18 protein-coding genes are annotated in these 18,019 nt (G+C 71.8%); 10 read left to right on the top strand and 8 right to left on the bottom strand.

Going from position 1 to position 18,019, the window contains the following annotated elements:
- Positions 1 to 61: 61 nt before the first annotated feature.
- Complete coding sequence (locus tag ACZ434_RS17745) at positions 62 to 544, bottom strand: anthrone oxygenase family protein (RefSeq protein WP_468456710.1); 483 nt, start codon at positions 542 to 544, stop codon at positions 62 to 64.
- 155 nt (positions 545 to 699) lie between these two features.
- Positions 700 to 1,398 (bottom strand): DUF2293 domain-containing protein, encoded by a 699-nt coding sequence (locus tag ACZ434_RS17740; RefSeq protein WP_468456708.1) that lies wholly within the window; start codon positions 1,396 to 1,398, stop codon positions 700 to 702.
- 68 nt (positions 1,399 to 1,466) lie between these two features.
- On the opposite strand from ACZ434_RS17740, the gene ACZ434_RS17735 reads away from it, so the two are divergent.
- Both ACZ434_RS17735 and ACZ434_RS17730 read left to right on the top strand, forming a co-directional pair.
- Entirely contained in the window at positions 1,467 to 2,099 is a 633-nt protein-coding gene (locus tag ACZ434_RS17735) for a nucleoside/nucleotide kinase family protein (RefSeq protein ID WP_468456706.1), read from the top strand.
- Between the two features lie 213 nt (positions 2,100 to 2,312).
- Positions 2,313 to 2,741 (top strand): CBS domain-containing protein, encoded by a 429-nt coding sequence (locus tag ACZ434_RS17730; protein WP_468456704.1) that lies wholly within the window; start codon positions 2,313 to 2,315, stop codon positions 2,739 to 2,741.
- A 220-nt stretch (positions 2,742 to 2,961) separates the two neighbouring features.
- Here the strand turns inward: ACZ434_RS17730 and ACZ434_RS17725 are convergent, their stop codons facing one another.
- Both ACZ434_RS17725 and ACZ434_RS17720 read right to left on the bottom strand, forming a co-directional pair.
- Positions 2,962 to 3,894: a carbohydrate kinase family protein gene (locus ACZ434_RS17725; protein ID WP_468456702.1), complete on the bottom strand. Its 933-nt coding sequence runs from the start codon at positions 3,892 to 3,894 to the stop codon at positions 2,962 to 2,964.
- A complete protein-coding gene (locus ACZ434_RS17720) occupies positions 3,876 to 4,787 on the bottom strand; it encodes a pseudouridine-5'-phosphate glycosidase (RefSeq protein ID WP_468456700.1) in 912 nt (303 codons plus the stop codon). The genes ACZ434_RS17725 and ACZ434_RS17720 overlap by 19 nt, the downstream gene beginning before the upstream one ends.
- Positions 4,788 to 4,887: 100 nt before the next feature.
- On the opposite strand from ACZ434_RS17720, the gene ACZ434_RS17715 reads away from it, so the two are divergent.
- Positions 4,888 to 5,316 (top strand): VOC family protein, encoded by a 429-nt coding sequence (locus tag ACZ434_RS17715; RefSeq protein WP_468456698.1) that lies wholly within the window; start codon positions 4,888 to 4,890, stop codon positions 5,314 to 5,316.
- A 35-nt stretch (positions 5,317 to 5,351) separates the two neighbouring features.
- On the opposite strand, the gene ACZ434_RS17710 is transcribed toward ACZ434_RS17715, so the two are convergent.
- Together ACZ434_RS17710 and ACZ434_RS17705 are read right to left on the bottom strand one after the other, a co-directional pair.
- Positions 5,352 to 5,927: a methylated-DNA--[protein]-cysteine S-methyltransferase gene (locus ACZ434_RS17710; RefSeq protein WP_468456696.1), complete on the bottom strand. Its 576-nt coding sequence runs from the start codon at positions 5,925 to 5,927 to the stop codon at positions 5,352 to 5,354.
- A gap of 64 nt (positions 5,928 to 5,991) precedes the next feature.
- Positions 5,992 to 6,864, bottom strand: a complete 873-nt coding sequence (locus ACZ434_RS17705; RefSeq protein ID WP_468456693.1) for a glycerophosphodiester phosphodiesterase — start codon at positions 6,862 to 6,864, stop codon at positions 5,992 to 5,994.
- Between the two features lie 280 nt (positions 6,865 to 7,144).
- Between ACZ434_RS17705 and ACZ434_RS17700 the strand changes: the two genes are divergently transcribed.
- The 6 genes from ACZ434_RS17700 to ACZ434_RS17675 all read left to right on the top strand — a co-directional run bounded on the left by ACZ434_RS17700 (position 7,145) and on the right by ACZ434_RS17675 (position 15,668).
- On the top strand, positions 7,145 to 8,005 hold the full coding sequence (locus tag ACZ434_RS17700; RefSeq protein ID WP_468456691.1) for an MHYT domain-containing protein: 861 nt from the start codon (positions 7,145 to 7,147) through the stop codon (positions 8,003 to 8,005).
- Positions 8,006 to 8,045: 40 nt separating this feature from the next.
- The gene (gene uvrB / locus ACZ434_RS17695) at positions 8,046 to 10,187 is read left to right on the top strand and encodes an excinuclease ABC subunit UvrB (RefSeq protein WP_468456689.1); all 2,142 of its coding nucleotides are present in this window, start codon (positions 8,046 to 8,048) and stop codon (positions 10,185 to 10,187) included.
- Positions 10,188 to 10,322: 135 nt separating this feature from the next.
- The gene (locus ACZ434_RS17690) at positions 10,323 to 10,901 is read left to right on the top strand and encodes a TerD family protein (protein ID WP_468456687.1); all 579 of its coding nucleotides are present in this window, start codon (positions 10,323 to 10,325) and stop codon (positions 10,899 to 10,901) included.
- A gap of 82 nt (positions 10,902 to 10,983) precedes the next feature.
- Positions 10,984 to 12,990, top strand: coding sequence for a TerD family protein (locus ACZ434_RS17685; protein WP_468456917.1), 2,007 nt, complete (start codon positions 10,984 to 10,986; stop codon positions 12,988 to 12,990).
- Positions 12,991 to 13,276: 286 nt separating this feature from the next.
- A complete protein-coding gene (locus tag ACZ434_RS17680; RefSeq protein WP_468456685.1) occupies positions 13,277 to 14,278 on the top strand; it encodes a TerC family protein in 1,002 nt (333 codons plus the stop codon).
- A 289-nt stretch (positions 14,279 to 14,567) separates the two neighbouring features.
- Positions 14,568 to 15,668 (top strand): calcium:cation antiporter, encoded by a 1,101-nt coding sequence (locus ACZ434_RS17675; RefSeq protein ID WP_468456683.1) that lies wholly within the window; start codon positions 14,568 to 14,570, stop codon positions 15,666 to 15,668.
- A 19-nt stretch (positions 15,669 to 15,687) separates the two neighbouring features.
- Here the strand turns inward: ACZ434_RS17675 and ACZ434_RS17670 are convergent, their stop codons facing one another.
- Positions 15,688 to 16,734, bottom strand: coding sequence for a S66 family peptidase (locus tag ACZ434_RS17670; protein ID WP_468456681.1), 1,047 nt, complete (start codon positions 16,732 to 16,734; stop codon positions 15,688 to 15,690).
- A 104-nt stretch (positions 16,735 to 16,838) separates the two neighbouring features.
- On the opposite strand from ACZ434_RS17670, the gene aroQ reads away from it, so the two are divergent.
- Positions 16,839 to 17,312 carry a type II 3-dehydroquinate dehydratase gene (aroQ, locus tag ACZ434_RS17665; protein ID WP_468456679.1) on the top strand — a complete coding sequence of 158 codons (474 nt, stop codon included), beginning with the start codon at positions 16,839 to 16,841 and terminating at the stop codon, positions 17,310 to 17,312.
- Positions 17,313 to 17,346: 34 nt separating this feature from the next.
- Here the strand turns inward: aroQ and ACZ434_RS17660 are convergent, their stop codons facing one another.
- Complete coding sequence (locus ACZ434_RS17660) at positions 17,347 to 18,003, bottom strand: MBL fold metallo-hydrolase (RefSeq protein WP_468456677.1); 657 nt, start codon at positions 18,001 to 18,003, stop codon at positions 17,347 to 17,349.
- Positions 18,004 to 18,019: the final 16 nt, after the last annotated feature.

Below are 18,019 nucleotides of genomic sequence, written 5' to 3'. Positions count from 1 at the left end.
CCGCCGGGCGGCGCTCTCCCGGCCACGATACGTCCGCTCGACGCCGCACGCAGCGGCCCCGTCACCCGGTGAGGGCCAGCACGTACGCCAGCGCCGCACCCGCCGAGGCGACCGTGCGCACGTGGTTCCACATCGTCCACTCGCGCACATAGACCGGCCAGTACGCGGCGGCCTCGGGACTGCCCGGTTCCAGCCGGGCCAGCGCGTCGTTGCGCGGTACGTTCGCGACCACCGTCAGCCCGAACGACCCCACCAGATACAGCGCGCCGCCCACCAGCAGCTCGACCGCCCCCTCCCGCGGCCACAGCACGAACGTCACCACCGTGAGCGCCGCGCACAACAGCGCCGATCCCAGGAACACCAGCATGAAGGCCGGCCGCACCGCCGCCACGTTCACCGCCCGCATCGCCGCCACGCCCTGCGCGGGCGGCAGCGCCGCCAGCCCTCTCATCACGAACGTCGAGAAGGCGCAGAAAACCCCCGCCGTCAGCCCGGTCCCGAGCACCCCCAGCACCGTCAGCACGTAGTACGGACCGTCGATCATGTCCTCACCCCCGCTCCCCGGACGGGACCCTTCCCGTCCGGCCCGTCACCACCAGTGAAGGTGACCCGCGGCACACCCGGCCATGGCCGAGCCGCGCCGGCACATGCGCGAGCGTCCAGCCACGTGCCCCGGACAGCCCCGCTCCGTCACCCCCGTCACCCCGTGGACCCCAGTCCGCCCTCCGACCACCCCCTCAGCACCGTCTCCACCGCGGCCGCGATCCGCCGTCGCGCCTCGTGCCGCGGCACCCCGCTCATCAGCAGCCGGTCGTACGGTGTGTCCGCGTGCCGCACCGACGCCACGACCGCCGCCGTCACCGCCCCCTCGGACAGCGCCCGCCCCGCCGCACTCCGGCCCACCCGCCCGCTGCCCCGCACCGAGGCGTGCGCGGCGACCGCCCGGGCACGCTCGGCCGGGCAGCCGGGGAACAGCCGGCCTATCTCCGCCGCGAACGCCTCCACGAACCGCACGTCCTCGGCCGCCCGCCGCCGGGCGTCCCGCACCCGGCGCCGCCGGCGTGCCTCCGCGTCCGCCAGACAACGCAGCTCGGCCCGGGCCAGCGCCTCCTCCTCGACCAGCACCCCTTGCCGCTCGTACCGCCCCCTGCGCCGGTCGAACCGCACGACCACCGCCGACAGCGTGCTCTCCTCCCGCGACCGGCGCGTGAGCGCCGTGTCACCACGCGGCAGGAAGACCAGGTGACCCAGATCGGCACAGTCGAGACAACGCGGCACACCGTTCTCCACGACCAGCAGCGGCAGCGGGCCACGGCGGCAGCCGGCACAGTGCCGTCCGCGCAGCGGCTGGTGGACGACAAGCCCGGTGAACCGGGGTGGAGTCGCACGGGATGCCATGAGCGATTCCTTCCCCCCGAGGGGCCGCCGGCCACGTCGCGGACCCCGGACTGACGCATCATGGCGGTGTGCGACTCGAACCGATCACCTGGGAGCGGCTCGGCGACCTCCTCGCCGACCGGCTGCTGGAGCTGAAGACGGCCGACGGCGGGCCATGGCCCCGGGTCGCCCTCGACGGCGCCCCGGCCGCCCGCCCGGGGGATCTCGCCGAGCGGGTCGCCGAGGCGCTGCGGATACGCGGCCGCCCCTCCCTGGTCGTGGGCACCGACGGCTTTCTGCGCCCCGCTTCGGTCCGGCTCGAGTACGGCCGTCGGGACGTGGAGTCGTACTACGGCGGCTGGTACGACACCGGGGCCCTGTGGCGCGAGGTGTTCGGCCCGCTCGAACCGGGCGGGACCGGACGGGTCCTGCCCGACCTGTGGGACCCCCGCACCGACCGGGCCACCCGCAGCCCCTATGCCGAGCTCCCGCCCGGTGGTGTGCTTCTGCTGCACGGTCCCCTCCTCCTGCGTCACTGGTTCCCCTTCGACCTGAGCGTGCATGTCCTCCTCTCCCCAGGCGCCCTGCACCGCCGCACCCCCGAGACCGACCACTGGACCCTCCCGGCCTTCGCCCGCTACGAGCAGGAGACCGACCCGGCCGGCACGGCCGACGTGCTGGTGCGGGCCGACGACCCCCGCCATCCGGCCTGGCGCGGCTGACACGCCGGGCCACGGCGGACCACGAGCGGGACGGACCCCGCCAGGGCTGACGGGCGGAAGAGGGAGAGCCGGGCGGGCCAGGGCGGTGGGCCCAGCCCCTGCGCGAGCCGCCCCTCCGGGTGCCGTCCACGGGCGGCGCGACGAGAATGAAGAGTGCCGGGACTCGCGGTGCGACCCGCGCCGCGCCGGCCGTCCGGCACAGGGAGGTACTCCATGACCACCGCCGGAGACATCATGCACCGCGGCGCCCAGTGGATCCCCGCTCACGAACCCCTCGACCGGGCCGCCCAGTTGATGCGCGAACTCAACGTCGGCGCCCTGCCCATCAGCGACGAGAACGAGCGGCTCTGCGGCATCCTCACCGACCGCGACATCGTCGTCGGCTGCGTCGCCATGGGCCACGACCCCTCCCGCGTCACCGCCGGCGAGATGGCCAAGGGCACCCCTCGCTGGATCGCCGCCGACGCCGACGTCGACGACGTGCTGCACGAGATGCGGACCCACCAGATCCGCAGGCTCCCCGTCATCGACGACAAGCGCCTCGTCGGCATGATCAGCGAAGCCGATCTCGCCCAGCACCTGACGGAGGACCAGATCGCCGCCTGGGCCGGCAGCGTCTACGCCCGGTCCGCCACGGGCTGACCCGCCCCGCCCATCGCCGCACCACGGCGGTCAGGCCATCGATATCAGTCCCTTCGGCATGGGCCCCCCTTCCGTGATTCCCCGTGCCGTTCCCCGGTTCCCGTGCCCGGATCGCCAGTCTGCCAGTGCCCGAGCAACCGCGTGCGGGCCTGTGGACAACCGCCCTTCCGCTCGGTGCCGGCCTGTGGACAACGGGAGTTCGCCCTGGTCGCGCCCGCCGTCAGGCGAGCGCGGGCGGACGCCCCCCGGTCCGACGGACCGCCCGTGCGCCCGCCCCGCAGCCCTCCGCCGCCGCCCGCTCGGGCTCGGCGCCCGAGACGAGGGCCGCGAGGAACGCCCCGGTGAAGGCGTCACCCGCGCCCGTCGTGTCACGGGGCCGCACCGGCACGGCGGGAACCCGGGCGTACACCTCGCCGGACCGTGCCAGCAGCGCGCCCCGCGCACCCTGCTTGACCACCACCAGCGGGACATGACGGCTCAGCCGCGCCGCGGCGTCCACCGCATCGGACGCCCCCGTCAGCAGACACGCCTCGTCACGGCTGGGCAACAGCACGTCCACCCCCTCGACGAGCTCCAGGAAACGGTCGGCGCCCAGCGTGGCGAGGAACCCCGCCGACGCCGGATCCACACTCACCGGCACCCCCCGCGCACGCGCCGCCTTCAACGCGACCGCGGCGAAGGCCCGGCTCGTCTCGGCGAACAGCAGATAGCCCGACAGATGCAGCCGTGCCACCCCCTCCAGCAGCGTGTCCGACCAGTCGCCGGGATCCAGCCGCAGCGACGCCCCGCCATCGGCGAGGAACGTCCGCTCGGCCGCCGCGCCCTCGTCGACCAGGCAGATCACCGTCCCCGTGGGGGCCTGCCCGTCCACGACCAGCAGCGGACGGACCCCGCAGGCGGCCAGCTCCCGCTCGTGCCAGGCAGCCGCGTCCGCGCCCACCCGCCCCAGGAGCCGCACCTCGACGCCCTCCCGGCGCGCCGCCCAGCAGGCCACATTGGCGCCCGCGCCACCCGGCACCGTCCGGATCACCGCCGGCGTGTCCGTGCCCGTGGCGAGCGGCCCCCGGTGCCGGGCCACCACGTCCGTGATCACCTCACCGGCGACCAGCAGCGCCCCGCCCCGCACGACGCGCCTCACTCCCCGGCGGTCCACGCCGCCGCGACACGCGCCGCCAGACGCACGTTGCCCCGCACCGCGGCCAGATTCGCCGCCAGCGAGGCACCGTCGGTGCCCCGGACCAGATGGCCCAGCAGGAACGGTGTGACCCCCTGCCCCGACACCCCCTCCGCCTCGCACGCGCGCAGCGCCTCGTCCAGCACCCGTGCGTGCACCCCCGGATCCAGCTGCTCGCTCTCCGGAACCGGGTTGGCCACGACCAGCGCCGACCCCGGCCCGCCGAGCGCGTCCTGCGCCCGCATCGCCTCCGCCACCTGCCCCGGCGTGTCCAGCCGCCAGTCGACCGGATGCCCGGAGTCGGACAGATAGAAGCCCGGAAAACGGTCCGTGCCGTACCCGGCGACCGCCACCCCCAGGGTCTCCAGCCGCTGCAAGGTCGCGGGGACGTCCAGGATCGACTTCACCCCCGCGCACACCACGGTGATCCGGGTACGCGCCAGCAGCCCGAGGTCGGCCGACTCGTCCTGCGTCACCGTCCACTCCCGGTGCACCCCGCCGAGCCCTCCGGTGGCGAACACCCGTATGCCCGCACGCTCCGCCAGCAGCGCCGTGGCCGACACGGTCGTCGCCCCGCTCGCCCCGGCGGCCACCGCCAGCGGCAGATCACGGTGGCCCAGCTTGCGGATGCCGTCCTCGTTCGCGACCCGCTCCAGCTGCTCCTTGTCCAGGCCGGCCCGGGGGCGCCCGTCCAGCACGGCGATCGTCGCCGGGACCGCGCCCTCCTCCCGCACGACCGCCTCCAGCTCCAGCGCCACCTGGAGATTGCGCGGCCGGGGCAGCCCGTGCGCGATGATCGTGGACTCCAGGGCCACCACCGGCCGGCCCGCGGCGACCGCCTCCCGCACCTCTTCGGACACCATCAGCACCACGTGCCTGCCTCCTGTCTGCCGCCTCCCCTCATCTCTGGCGGGCCGCGCCCGCCGCCAAACCCCTTGCGTGCTGCCGCGCGGGTCACGGAGGCTGGCACACATGACGGACCACACGACTCGTCTCGACCACATCGTGCTGTGGGTGCGCGACCCCGTAGCCGCCGCCGGCTTCTACGAGGAGGCCGTCGGCCTCGACCCCGTCCGGCTCACCGACTACTCCGCGGGCGAGGCACCCTTCCCCTCGGTGCGGGTCAACGAGGACACGATCCTCGACCTCATGCCGCTGACCATGGCCGCACGCATGACCATGCTCCCCGGCGCCGCCGAAAGCTCCGGCCACCCCGTCAACCACGTCTGCCTGTCCCTGCCGGCCGACGGTTTCGACACCCTCCGCAGCCGCCTGCTGGAGCGGTCCGTACCGGTCACGGACCTCTCGCACGACTCCTTCGGGGCGCGCGGCCCGGCGAAACGCAGCTTCTACTTCCGCGATCCGGACGGCAACGTGTTCGAGGCGCGGCACTACGACTGACCGACCGGTGGCTCGCGTCCGGTGTGCCCGCGCCGTCAGAACAGCGGCTCGGGCAGCACACCCTCCAGGGCCAGCAGCCGCCGCTTGGTCTCCAGCCCGCCCCCGAACCCGCCGATGCCGCCGTCACGCTCCACCACCCGGTGACAGGGCACGACCACCGGCAGGGGATTGGCGCCCATCGCCGCCCCCACGGCCTGCCCGCCCCCCGGCTGCCCCACCCGGCCGGCCAGATCGCCGTACCCGACGACCGTGCCGAACGGCACCCCGGCGGCCAGCTCCCGCAGCACCTCGCGGTGGAAGCCCGATATCAGCGACCAGTCCAGCGGCAGCTCGAAGGACTGCCGCTCACCCGCGAGATACGCCTCCACCTGGCGTATCGCCTCGGCCAGCAGCGCGGAGCCGGACTGCCCGGCCGCCGCGCTGCCCAGCTCGGCCGGTTCCGCGCCGAACCGGGACGCCAGCCGCTCCAGGGCGCGGTCGCGCACCTCGTCCGCGGCGTGGAAGACGACGTTGACCAGGCCCTCGCGGGTCGCGGCCAGCAGCAGCGGGCCGATGGCGGTGCCCACGACGGTCCACACGACCGGCTGCTCGTCCTGCCCGTGGCTGTCCATGCGCCTCACCGTACGACCCGCCACTGACAACGCCCGGGCGGACGCCGCTGACCCGGACGGACGCTCAGCCGCCCACCGCGTCGCGGACCACGTCCGGCTTGTTGCTGATGATGCCGTCCACCCCGAACCCGGCGACCCGGCGGGCCGCGGCCGCGTCGTTCACGGTCCAGGTCAGCACCTCCATCCGCGCACCGTGCGGCCCCCGGAAACCGTGCACGGCGGCGACGTACGGGGCGGAGAGCGAACCGTGCGAGGGGTTGATCTGATCGGTGAAGGCCGCGTACGAGGCCAGGTCCGCGACGGGCGGCGTCCCGAGGAACCCGGTCTTCACCGCCGGCTTCAGAGCGTGCACCGTGCGCACGCTGTCCGCGCTGAAACTCTGCACGACCAGCCGGTCCCCCACGTGACCGGGGTCGAGCCACCCCTCGTTGCCGAGGACCTTGAGCGTCTCCCGTTCTATGCCCGGATAGAGCTGGGGGTTCTTGAGCTCCAGCAGCAGTTTCTGGTCGTAGCGCTCCATGCGGTCCAGGAACTGCTCGAGCGTCGGGACGCGCGCGCCCGCGTACGCGGCGTCGAACCAACTGCCCGCGTCCAGCCGGGCGATCTCCGCGGCGGTGAAGTCCTTCACCTTCCACGGGGCCCGGTCGGGGAAGACCTCCTCGACATCGGTGGTGCGCTGCAGGCTGTCGTCGTGCAGCACGACGAGTGCGCCGTCCTTGGTGCGCTGGACGTCGTTCTCCACCCACTCGACGTCCAGGGCGGCCGCCTTGTCGACGGCCGCGAGCGTGTTCTCGGGCGCGTACGCGGAGGCCCCCCGGTGGGCGACGACCACCGGGGCGCCCGCGTTCTCGGCGGCCCGCGCGGGGGAGAGCGGAAGCAGAAGGGCGGCGACCGCCAGGAACGCGGTGGTCGATGCGGTGACAGCGCGTGCGTGCATGCGTACTCCTCGCGTCGAGCGATCACGGTCAGCTCAACTCTGACAGCAGACGGTCGATTCGAGACGGGCACAGGATGACCACGGATTGAACGGAGTTGCCCGAACTCCGCACACTGGTGCCACACACCTGGGGCAAGGGCGTGTTTCTTTGCCGGAAAGTCGTTCGACCATTCCGGTGGGGGTCATACTCTCTGCGTCACCCGGGCCGCCCTCGCGGTCCTGGGAGGGGGGCTCACATCGGAACACCGCGGGACGTACAGGGCGGGAAGGGCAGCCGCGCATGCAAGGCACGGTCGACGGATTCAGCTACGGCCTGGTCACACCGCTGGTGGCCTTCCTCATGGCCTGCCTCGGCGGCGCCCTGGGCCTGCGCTGTGTCACCAGATCCATGACCGCCCCCCGGCCCTGGCGCCCCGCCTGGCTCGCCCTGGGCTCCGTGGCCATCGGCTCCGGCATATGGACGATGCACTTCATCGGCATGATGGGCTTCGCCATAGAGGGCACACCCATCCACTACGACCGGACCCTGACCTTCGCCAGCCTCGCCGCCGGCATCGTCATGGTGGGCACCGGGATCTTCATCGTCGGCTACCGGGGAGCCTCCGGAACGGCCCTGTTCACCGGGGGCACCGTCACCGGCCTCGGCATCGCCTCGATGCACTACCTAGGCATGGCCGGCATGAGCCTCGACGGGCGGCTGGAGTACGACACCGTCGTGGTCGCCGCCTCCGTGGTCATCGCCATGGCCGCCGCCAGCGCCGCCCTGTGGGCGGCGGGCCAGGGGCGGGGCTTCCTGTGGAGCGTGGGCGCGAGTCTCGTCATGGGGGTCGCGGTCACCGGCATGCACTACACCGGCATGGCCGCCCTCGACGTGCACGTCCACGGTACGGCCGTCCCCGCCGAGGGGGAATCCGCCGCCGCCCTGCTCGGCCCGCTGATGGTCGGCCCGCTCGCCTTCCTCGTCCTCGCGGGCATCGTCGTGATCTTCGACCCGCTGATGGTCACCGGCAGGTCCCGCGGACCCCGCGCCGAGCACACGCCCGGCATCCCCGCCCACTCCCCGGCCCACCGCCCCACGCGCTCACGGCTGCGCCGCCGCGGCCCCGTGGAACACCGCTCCCGGACCCCGCAGCGCCGCTGATCCGGCCCCGTTGTCAGCGGCGGGTCGTACGGTGGATGGCATGCGGCCCGTTTCCCAGATCGAACGCACGGTGGCGCCCTTCGAGGTCGTCAGTCCCTACCAGCCCAGCGGCGACCAGCCGACGGCCATCGCCGACCTCGCCCGGCGTGTCGAAGCAGGCGAGAAGGACGTCGTCCTGCTCGGCGCGACCGGCACCGGCAAGTCCGCCACCACCGCGTGGATGATCGAGAAGCTCCAGCGCCCCACCCTGGTCATGGCGCCGAACAAGACCCTGGCCGCCCAGCTGGCCAACGAGTTCCGCGAGCTGCTGCCGAACAACGCCGTCGAGTACTTCGTCTCGTACTACGACTACTACCAGCCCGAGGCGTACGTCCCGCAGTCGGACACCTACATCGAGAAGGACTCCTCCATCAACGAGGAGGTCGAGCGGCTGCGCCACTCGGCGACCAACTCCCTGCTCACCCGCCGTGACGTCGTCGTGGTCGCCTCCGTCTCCTGCATCTACGGCCTGGGCACACCGCAGGAGTACGTGGACCGCATGGTCCCGCTCCGCGTCGGCGACGAGTACGACCGCGACGAGCTGCTGCGCCGCTTCGTCGACATCCAGTACACGCGCAACGACATGGCCTTCACCCGCGGCACCTTCCGCGTGCGCGGCGACACCATCGAGATCTTCCCGGTCTACGAGGAGCTCGCCGTCCGCATCGAGATGTTCGGCGACGAGATCGAGGCGCTGTCCACGCTCCACCCGCTCACCGGCGAGATCATCAGCGACGACCAGCAGCTGTACGTCTTCCCCGCATCCCACTACGTCGCCGGCCCGGAGCGGCTGGAGCGCGCGGTCAACGACATCGAGAAGGAACTCGGCGCGCGCCTGAGCGACCTGGAGAAGCAGGGCAAGCTCCTGGAGGCCCAGCGACTGCGGATGCGCACCACGTACGACATCGAGATGCTCCGCCAGATCGGCTCCTGCTCCGGCGTGGAGAACTACTCGATGCACTTCGACGGCCGTTCGCCCGGCTCCCCGCCCAACACCCTGCTGGACTACTTCCCCGACGACTTCCTCCTCGTCATCGACGAGTCGCACGTCACCGTCCCGCAGATCGGCGCCATGTACGAGGGCGACGCCTCCCGCAAGCGCACCCTGGTCGACCACGGCTTCCGCCTTCCCTCCGCCCTGGACAACCGTCCCCTGAAATGGGAGGAGTTCCAGGAGCGAGTCGGCCAGACCGTCTATCTCTCGGCCACCCCGGGACAGTACGAACTCTCCCGCTCCGACGGCTTCGTCGAGCAGATCATCCGCCCCACCGGCCTCGTCGACCCCGAGGTCGTGGTCAAGCCCACCGAGGGCCAGATCGACGACCTGGTGCACGAGATCCGCGCGCGCGTGGAGAAGGACGAACGCGTCCTGGTCACCACCCTCACCAAGAAGATGGCCGAGGACCTCACCGACTACTTCCTGGAGCTCGGCATCCAGGTGCGCTACCTGCACAGCGACGTCGACACCCTGCGCCGCGTGGAGCTGCTGCGCGAGCTGCGCTCCGGGGAGTACGACGTCCTGGTCGGCATCAACCTGCTGCGCGAGGGACTCGACCTGCCCGAGGTGTCCCTGGTGGCGATCCTCGACGCCGACAAGGAGGGCTTCCTGCGCTCGGGCACCTCCCTGATCCAGACCATCGGCCGCGCGGCGCGCAACGTCTCCGGCCAGGTCCATATGTACGCCGACAAGATCACCCCGGCGATGGAGAAGGCCATCGACGAGACCAACCGCCGCCGGGAGAAGCAGATCGCCTACAACCAGGCGAACGGCGTCGACCCCCAGCCCCTGCGCAAGAAGATCAACGACATCGTCGCGCAGATCGCCCGCGAGGACATCGACACCGAGCAGCTGCTCGGCTCGGGCTACCGCCAGGCCAAGAAGGACGGCGGCGGCACCAAGGCGCCCGTTCCGTCCCTCGGCGGCAAGGCCGCGAAGAGTGCCAGGGGCGCCGGGGGCAAGGCGGCCGAGACCGTGCCGACCGACCGCCCCGCGGCCGAACTCGCCGGGCAGATCGAGGACCTGACCACACGGATGCGAGCCGCCGCGGCGGACCTCCAGTTCGAGATCGCCGCCCGGCTGCGCGACGAGGTGTCGGAGATGAAGAAGGAACTGCGGCAGATGCAGGAGGCCGGCCTGTCCTGACGTCCGGGCACGGGATGTGTTGCAAGAACGACACAAAGTGCGGGCCTGGGTGCGTCACTGTCAGTGCCCCTGCGTAGGGTTCTGACAACCGCGGTTCCGCGGCAACAGGGGACAGCTCGAGAGGGGAAACAGCGCGTGACCGTCAATATGACCAAGGGTCAGGCCATCAGTCTGCAGAAGGACGACGGAGGCAGCCTGACCGCGGTGCGCATGGGTCTCGGCTGGCAGGCGGCTCCCCGTCGCGGCCTGTTCGGCTCGCGCACCCGTGAGATCGACCTGGACGCCTCGGCCGTCCTCTTCGCCGACAAGCAGCCCGTCGACGTCGTCTTCTTCCGTCACCTGGTGAGTGACGACGGCTCCGTGCGCCACACCGGTGACAACCTCGTCGGCGGTGTCGGCCAGGGCGGCGACGACGAGGCCATCCTCGTCGACCTGTCGCGCGTCCCGGTCCACATCGACCAGATCGTCTTCACCGTGAACTCCTTCACGGGCCAGACCTTCCAGGAGGTGCAGAACGCGTTCTGCCGCCTCGTCGACGAGACCAACGGCCAGGAACTGGCCCGTTACACGCTGGCCGGCGGCGGCGCCTACACCGCCCAGCTCATGGCCAAGGTGCACCGCACCGGCTCCGGCTGGACCATGACGGCGCTCGGCAACCCGGCCAACGGCCGCACCTTCCAGGACCTGATGCCGGCGATCCTGCCGGTCCTCTAGGCACCCCGGGCGAAAACCGGCCCCCGGCGGGGCCGGTGAGCGGCACACGACCCATCACATGCGACGCAGGGGGACGAACGCGATGACGGCCGAGCTGGTGCGGGGACAGAACCACCCGCTCTCCCAGTCCCGTCTGGAGATCCGGATCTCGGCCGGCACACCGGTCGTGGCCGCGGCCGCGCTCGGCGACGAGAACGGCCGGATCCACGGGACCCAGTGGGTGGCCCACCCGGGCGCCCCCACCCAGCCCGGTCTGGAGGTGTCGCGTCAGGCGGCCGCCGACCACCGCCTCGCGGTGGACCTGGACGCCATGACGGACGCGGTGCACCGCGTCAGCGTGCTGCTCGCGCTGCCCGCCGCGGGCGGCGGCCCGGGACCCGCCCGGTTCGGCGCCGTGGCGGCCCCCTTCGTCGCCGTCACCGGCCTGGACGGCGACGAGATCGCCAGCTACACCATCACGGGCCTGGAGACCGAGTCGGCCGTCGTCGCGCTGGAGCTCTACCGGCGCCAGGGCGCCTGGAAGGTGCGCGCCGTCGGCCAGGGCTACGCGGGCGGTCTGGCCGAACTCCTCACCGACCAGGCACTCCCGGAGGCCGTGCAGCTCGCCGGGAGCATCAACGAGGCGGTCGCGCGGGGCCTCGCCCGCTCCGTGCAGGCACCCCCGCCCCGCCCGTCCGACGCCGACCGCTCCCGGCCGGCCGCCACCCCCGCGGTCGGGCCCGACCAGGGCGCCACCGCACCCCAGGGCGCACCCGGCCCGGTGCCACCGTCGTACGGCGGACAGCCCTCCGGCGGGCCCGGCCCGGGCGGACCGCAGCCGGCCTACGGCGCGGCCGGCGCCGCGGACCCGTCCGCCACCACCGGCGGCCCGGTCGACTACAGCCACCCCCGCCGGCGGAACTCCGCACCGCCACCACCCCCGCCCGCCGCCCCGCAGCCCCAGCCGGGGCAGCCCGCGCAGCCCGTCGCCGGGGACGCGACCGGCTGGTCCATGGAGGAACGGCTCTACAACCAGGTCTGGGGCATGTTCGAGGACCTGGCCCGCACCACCGCCGCCTACCGCAGCGCCGTCGACTTCGCCGAGTCGCGTATGGACAAGGAGCTGGAGCAGGCCCTGTCCGACCCGCGCAGCCGCATCGGCGGTCAGGGCGACGCCGCCCGCGAAGCCGCCCGGGCCCGGCACACCCAGCTCGTCGGCCGGGCCCGGGAATCCCTCGACCGGGACCTCGCCCAGCTCGTCGCCGAGGCCGAAGTCGTCGAACCCGCCCTGCCCCCGGCGTTCGCCCGCTGGGACAACCCCGTCTGGCACGCCTACCGGGTGCCGATGGAGATACCCATGGCGCTCCGCCTGGGCGACCTGCGCCTCCCGGAGGCCGACCCGATCCGCATCCCGATGCTGCTCCGGCTGCCGCTGGAGCGCGGACTGTGGATCGACAGCGGACGGGCCGACTCCGTCGACGGTTCCTTCACCGACTCCCACGACATGCGGCGCCTCGCCATGGAGACGGCGGTGGCGCACGCCGCCCGGCTGCTCGCCGTCTACCCGGCGGGCGAGTTCACCGTGCACGTCATCGACCCGGCCGGATCCGGCGGGCAGGCACTGGCTCCGCTGACGCAGACCGGTGTGCTGACGGCCCCGCCCGCCCAGGGCGCCGCGGGTGTCACGGACGTGCTGGGCAGGCTCACCCAGCGGGTCGACCTGGTGCAGATGGCGCTGCGGGGAGGCGCGCCGGACGCGCTGCCGCCCGGCTTCGACACCTCCCAGCAACTGCTGATCGTCAACGACTTCCCGCACGGCTTTGACGACCGGGCCGTGAACCAGCTGCGCTACCTCGCCGACGAGGGCCCGTCCGTCGGTGTCCACCTGATGCTGGTCGCGGACCGCGAGGAGTCCTCGGCCTACGGGCCGCTGCTGGACCCGCTGTGGCGTTCGCTGCTGCGGCTGACCGCCGTGCCCGACGATCATCTGGCAGACCCGTGGGTGGGGCACGCCTGGACGTACGAGCCGCCGCTGGTCCCGCAGGGCAGCCAGGTGCTGCGTCAGGTGCTCACCCAGGTCGCGTCGGCCCGCCGCGCATGGAACCGATGAACTCGCACACCACCCCACCAAGATCATGTAAAGCCTTCTGAGCAGGGCTTTTGTGGATTTCTTTACTGCGATCTTTACCAGCCCTTGGTGATTGGGTACTGTTGGGCGCACGGAGGGGAGTACTCCCTGTCTGTGCGGCGACCCCGTCAATACGGATCAGGCCAGATCCCGGGGCGTCGGCCCGAAGGACCGTCCGGACGCATGGAGCGCCGGAGGCCCGGGTGGAAGAGACCTCCGGCAGCGACGACGCTGACATTGCCTGTGTGACGTATCTGCCGGAGGCGCAGTGGATGTTTCCATGACCCTGTGGGTCCTGACGATCGTGGGCCTGTGTGCCCTCATCGCGGTCGATTTCTTCATCGGCCGCAAACCGCATGACGTATCCATCAAAGAAGCCGGTATCTGGACCATCGTCTGGATCGTCCTGGCCGCGCTCTTCGGCGTCGGCCTGCTGATCTGGGGCGGGGCGCAAGCAGGCGGCGAGTTCTTCGCCGGCTACATCACCGAGAAATCGCTGAGCGTCGACAACCTCTTCGTCTTCGTCCTGATCATGGCGAAGTTCGCGGTGCCGTCGCAGTACCAGCAGCGGGTGCTCCTGATCGGTGTCCTCATCGCCCTGGTGCTGCGCGCGATCTTCATCGCCGCCGGCGCCGCGATCCTCGCCAGCTTCTCGTGGGTCTTCTACATCTTCGGCGCCTTCCTCATCTGGACCGCCTGGAAGCTCATCCAGGAGGCCCGGGCCGACCAGGACGACGAGGAGTTCGAGGAGAACAAGCTGCTCAAGGCCGCCGAACGCCGCTTCGGTGTGGCCGACCGGTACCACGGCACCAAGCTGTGGATCGAGCAGAACGGCAAGCGGGTCATGACGCCGATGCTCGTCGTCATGCTCGCCATCGGCACCACGGACGTCCTGTTCGCGCTCGACTCGATCCCCGCGATCTTCGGGCTGACCCAGGACCCGTACATCGTGTTCACGGCGAACGCGTTCGCGCTGATGGGCCTCAGGCAGTTGTACTTCCTCATCGGCGGACTGCTGCGGAAGCTGGTCCACCTCTCCTACGGCCTGTCGATCATTCTCGGCTTCATCGGTGTGAAGCTGGTGCTGCACGCACTGCACGAGTCCGGGGTCCATGTCCCCGAGATCAGCATCCCCGTCTCGCTGGGCGTGATCTGCTCGGTCCTGGTCATCACCACGATCACCAGCCTCCGGGCCTCCCGCAAGCAGGCGGAGGCCGAGGCGGCCGCGGACCGGAGCGACAGCCCCGAGAAGAGCAGCATCGACGTCTGACCCCGTCGGACGCACAGGGAGACACGGGCACCGGGAGCACAGGGCAGCACATCGCCGACCACCGCTCCCGGTGCCCTTCTGTCTCCATCCGCGCCGCTCGCCGGCGCCGACCGAATTCGACTCGTACCAGGAGGCCATGCGTGACCATGACGACCCCGAGACGATCAGGAGAGCGCAGCGGAAGGACGCGCCGAGCGGCGGTGACACTCCCCGTCGCATCCACGGTCGGCCCTCGGGCGGCACGCTCCGGCAAAGTGCGGCGCGCCTTCACGTCTGCGACGATCGCACCGTGATCGCTTGGCTCAGGGCACTCGCGACCCGGTGGACGACCATCGTGCCCGTGTTCGCCGTGGTGCTGCTGCTCCTGACCTGGGGACGCGATCTGCCCGGCGGCATGGTCGTGGTGGTGACCCTGGTCCTCGCGGCGTCCGTGCTGGCCGCCGTGCACCACGCCGAGGTGGTCGCACACCGGGTCGGTGAGCCCTTCGGTTCCCTGGTCCTCGCGGTCGCCGTCACCGTCATCGAGGTGGCGCTGATCGTCACGCTGATGATCGACGGCGGGGACCAGAGCGCGACGCTCGCCCGGGACACCGTGTTCGCCGCCGTGATGATCACCGTCAACGGCATCCTCGGCCTCAGCCTGCTGGTCGGCTCACTGCGTCATGGCACGGCGGTGTTCAATTCGGAAGGCACCGGAGCGGCCCTCGCCACGGTGGCCACCCTGGCAACGCTCAGTCTCGTACTGCCGACGTTCACGACCAGCAAGCCGGGACCCGAGTTCTCCACCGTGCAACTCACGTTCGCGGCGGTCTCCTCGCTGGTCCTCTACGGCCTGTTCGTCGCGACCCAGACCGTCAGACACCGCGACTACTTCCTGCCGATAGTCAAACAGGGCGAAGCGGTCAAGCCGGAGGAGCACGCCCCCGCGCCCTCCACCCGCACCGCCATGATCAGCCTGGGCCTGCTGGGCCTGGCCCTGATCGGCGTGGTCGGCCTGGCCAAAGGAGTCTCGCCCACGATCGAGTCGGGGGTGGAGGCCGCAGGGCTGGGCCACTCCGTCGTCGGTGTGATCATCGCCCTGCTGGTCCTCCTCCCGGAGACCATCGCCGCGGTGCGCGCCGCGCGCCGCAACCAGGTGCAGACCAGCATGAACCTCGCCCTCGGCTCGGCGATGGCCAGCATCGGCCTGACCATCCCCGCAGTCGCGCTGGCCTCCCTCTGGCTCACCGGCCCACTCGTTCTCGGTCTCGGCAACACCCATATGGTGCTGCTCGCCCTGACCATGGTGGTCGGTGCGCTCACCGTGGTCCCCGGCCGGGCCACCCCCCTCCAGGGAGGGGTGCACCTGGTGCTGCTCGCCGCCTACCTCGAACTGGCGATCAACCCGTAGCGGCACCGCCCGCCCGGCGTCAGTACGTGACGGTGACGCGCCGGGCGGGCCCGTCGACCCGCACGACACCGCCGTAGGGAATCACCAGCTGCGGGTCGGTGTGGCCGAGGTCCACATCGAAGACGACGAGCGCGTCGGGCGCGTAGCACCGCATCGCCCGCATCACGGCCTCACGCTGCTCGGCGGCGTAGGCGGCGCCCTCCCCGGGAGGGAGCGGCCGCTCGAAGGACCACGTCTTCGGACGGCCCATCAACAGTGCCGCGAAACGCCCGAGCAGCCCCCGCTCACCCATGTTCCGCAGGGTGCGGAAGACCTCCTCCCCGCTCGGCAGCTCCTCCGAGGTCTCCAGGAACAGCACGCCACCGTCGTACTCGGTCAGGTCCCGCGCCACCCCGCGCCCGGCCATCAGCATCCAGCCGACGATCTCCAGACAGCCGCCCCAGGTGCGGCCCTCGACGACCCGGCCGGCGTTCACCCAGGTCCAGCCCGTGCCGGGCCGGGTCTCCGGCTCGGCGTCGAACGTGGCGGGGTCCGCCCAGTCACGGTCCAGATCGCGCCACCGTTCGGCGGGACGCAGTTCGTACGCGCCCGGGGTGAACAGAGCCGCCCGCAGGGACTCGGCCGTCTGCGGATGCAGGGCTCCGGGGCGGCCCAGCTCGACCATCACGCTCCCACCGTGGAACCCGACGATCCCGTTCTCGCGGAGAAAGGCGAGAAGGTTGGTGTTGTCGCTCATCCCGAAGAACGGCTTCGGGTTGGCGCGGACCAGCTCCCGGTCCAGCAGCGGCACCACGGTGATCTGGTCGTCGCCCCCGATCGAGGCGAAGACCGCCTTGATCCCCGGATCCGCGAAGGCGGCATGGATGTCGTCGGCACGCTCACGCGGTGTCGAGCCCATCCTGCGCGTCGCCGGATACTCGACCGGCTCCAGCCCGTACTCCTTGCGCAGCCGCTCCAGCCCCAGCTCGTACGGGAGCGGGAACAGCCCCGGAAGGCCGGAGGCGGGGGAGATCACGGCGACGCGGTCGCCCGGCGAGGGCTTGGGAGGGTACGAGAGGGTCGTCATGACGGGAGGGTAGGACCCCACAGGCCGGCAGCGCACCGTGATAAACCGGGGACGAGCAGCGGTTCCGCCGCGAGCCGTGACCACCCCGACGGACCGGAGGAACCGTGCCCCGCAACCTGGCCAACGCCCCGATCATGATCCTCAATGGCCCCAACCTGAACCTGCTCGGGCAGCGCCAGCCGGAGATCTACGGTTCCGACACGCTCGCCGACGTGGAGGCGATGTGCGCCAAGGCGGCAACCGCGCACAACGGCACGGTGGACCTGCGCCAGTCCAACCACGAGGGGCAGCTGGTGGACTGGATCCACGAGGCACGGCTGAGCCACTGCGGGATCGTCATCAACCCCGGCGCCTACTCGCACACCTCCGTGGCGATCCTCGACGCCCTCAACGCCTGTGACGGACTGCCCGTGATCGAGGTCCACATCTCCAACATCCACCGGCGCGAGTCGTTCCGGCACCACTCCTACGTCTCGCTCCGCGCGGACGGGGTCATCGCCGGTTGCGGAGTGCAGGGGTACGTCTTCGCGGTGGAGCGGATCGCGGCGCTGGCCGGTCCGGGACTGGCCGGCGCGTAAGCCCCGTCCGCCAGGAGGACGGCCCTTACCCGGATCACCAGCCCCGCGCGTGCCATTCCGGCAGGTGCGGGCGCTCGGCGCCCAGGGTGGTGTCGTTGCCGTGGCCCGGATACACCCAGGTCTCGTCCGGGAGGACGTCGAAGATCCGGGTCTCCACATCGTGGATCAGACGAGCGAACGCCTCCGGATCCTTGTGGGTGTTGCCCACACCACCCGGGAACAGGCAGTCACCGGTGAACACATGTGGGTGTCCATGGGGATCGTCGTAGACCAGGGCGATGGAGCCGGGGGTGTGCCCGACCAGGTGGCGGGCGGTGAGCTCCACCCGGCCCACGCGGATGGTGTCTCCGTCGTCGACCGGCACGTCGGTGGGGACGGGGATGCCCTCGGCGTCGTCCCGGCCGGCGTGGGTGCGGGCGCCGGTCGCGGCCACGACCTCGGCGAGCGCCTGCCAGTGGTCCCCGTGCCGGTGGGTGGTGACGACGGACGCGATGCCGTCGTCACCGATCGTGCCCAGCAGGGTCGACGCGTCGTTGGCCGCGTCGATCAGCAGCTGCTCGTCGGTGGCCCGGCAACGCAGCAGATAGGCGTTGTTGTCCATGGGGCCGACCGCGACCTTGGTGATCATCAGGTCCTTGAGTTCGTGCACGTCGGCTGGGCCGCCGACCGTCACCCGACCGCTGTACGTCATGGCCGCCAGCCTATCG

The organism is Streptomyces sp. NPDC030893 (genome assembly GCF_055571535.1).
Note: the sequence above shows the minus strand (reverse complement) of the source record. Positions and strands in the feature narration are given on the sequence as shown.

What these genes read in the sequence shown, in the direction of transcription:
- ACZ434_RS17730 (WP_468456704.1), top strand. Translation starts at nt 2,313, where the DNA reads ATGACCACCGCCGGAGACATCATGCACCGCGGCGCCCAGTGGATCCCC.
- ACZ434_RS17660 (WP_468456677.1), bottom strand. Translation starts at nt 18,003, where the DNA reads ATGACGTACAGCGGTCGGGTGACGGTCGGCGGCCCAGCCGACGTGCAC.
- uvrB (WP_468456689.1), top strand. Translation starts at nt 8,046, where the DNA reads ATGCGGCCCGTTTCCCAGATCGAACGCACGGTGGCGCCCTTCGAGGTC.
- ACZ434_RS17745 (WP_468456710.1), bottom strand. Translation starts at nt 544, where the DNA reads ATGATCGACGGTCCGTACTACGTGCTGACGGTGCTGGGGGTGCTCGGG.
- ACZ434_RS17715 (WP_468456698.1), top strand. Translation starts at nt 4,888, where the DNA reads ATGACGGACCACACGACTCGTCTCGACCACATCGTGCTGTGGGTGCGC.
- ACZ434_RS17705 (WP_468456693.1), bottom strand. Translation starts at nt 6,864, where the DNA reads ATGCACGCACGCGCTGTCACCGCATCGACCACCGCGTTCCTGGCGGTC.
- ACZ434_RS17710 (WP_468456696.1), bottom strand. Translation starts at nt 5,927, where the DNA reads ATGGACAGCCACGGGCAGGACGAGCAGCCGGTCGTGTGGACCGTCGTG.
- ACZ434_RS17740 (WP_468456708.1), bottom strand. Translation starts at nt 1,398, where the DNA reads ATGGCATCCCGTGCGACTCCACCCCGGTTCACCGGGCTTGTCGTCCAC.
- ACZ434_RS17670 (WP_468456681.1), bottom strand. Translation starts at nt 16,734, where the DNA reads ATGACGACCCTCTCGTACCCTCCCAAGCCCTCGCCGGGCGACCGCGTC.
- ACZ434_RS17700 (WP_468456691.1), top strand. Translation starts at nt 7,145, where the DNA reads ATGCAAGGCACGGTCGACGGATTCAGCTACGGCCTGGTCACACCGCTG.
- ACZ434_RS17685 (WP_468456917.1), top strand. Translation starts at nt 10,984, where the DNA reads ATGACGGCCGAGCTGGTGCGGGGACAGAACCACCCGCTCTCCCAGTCC.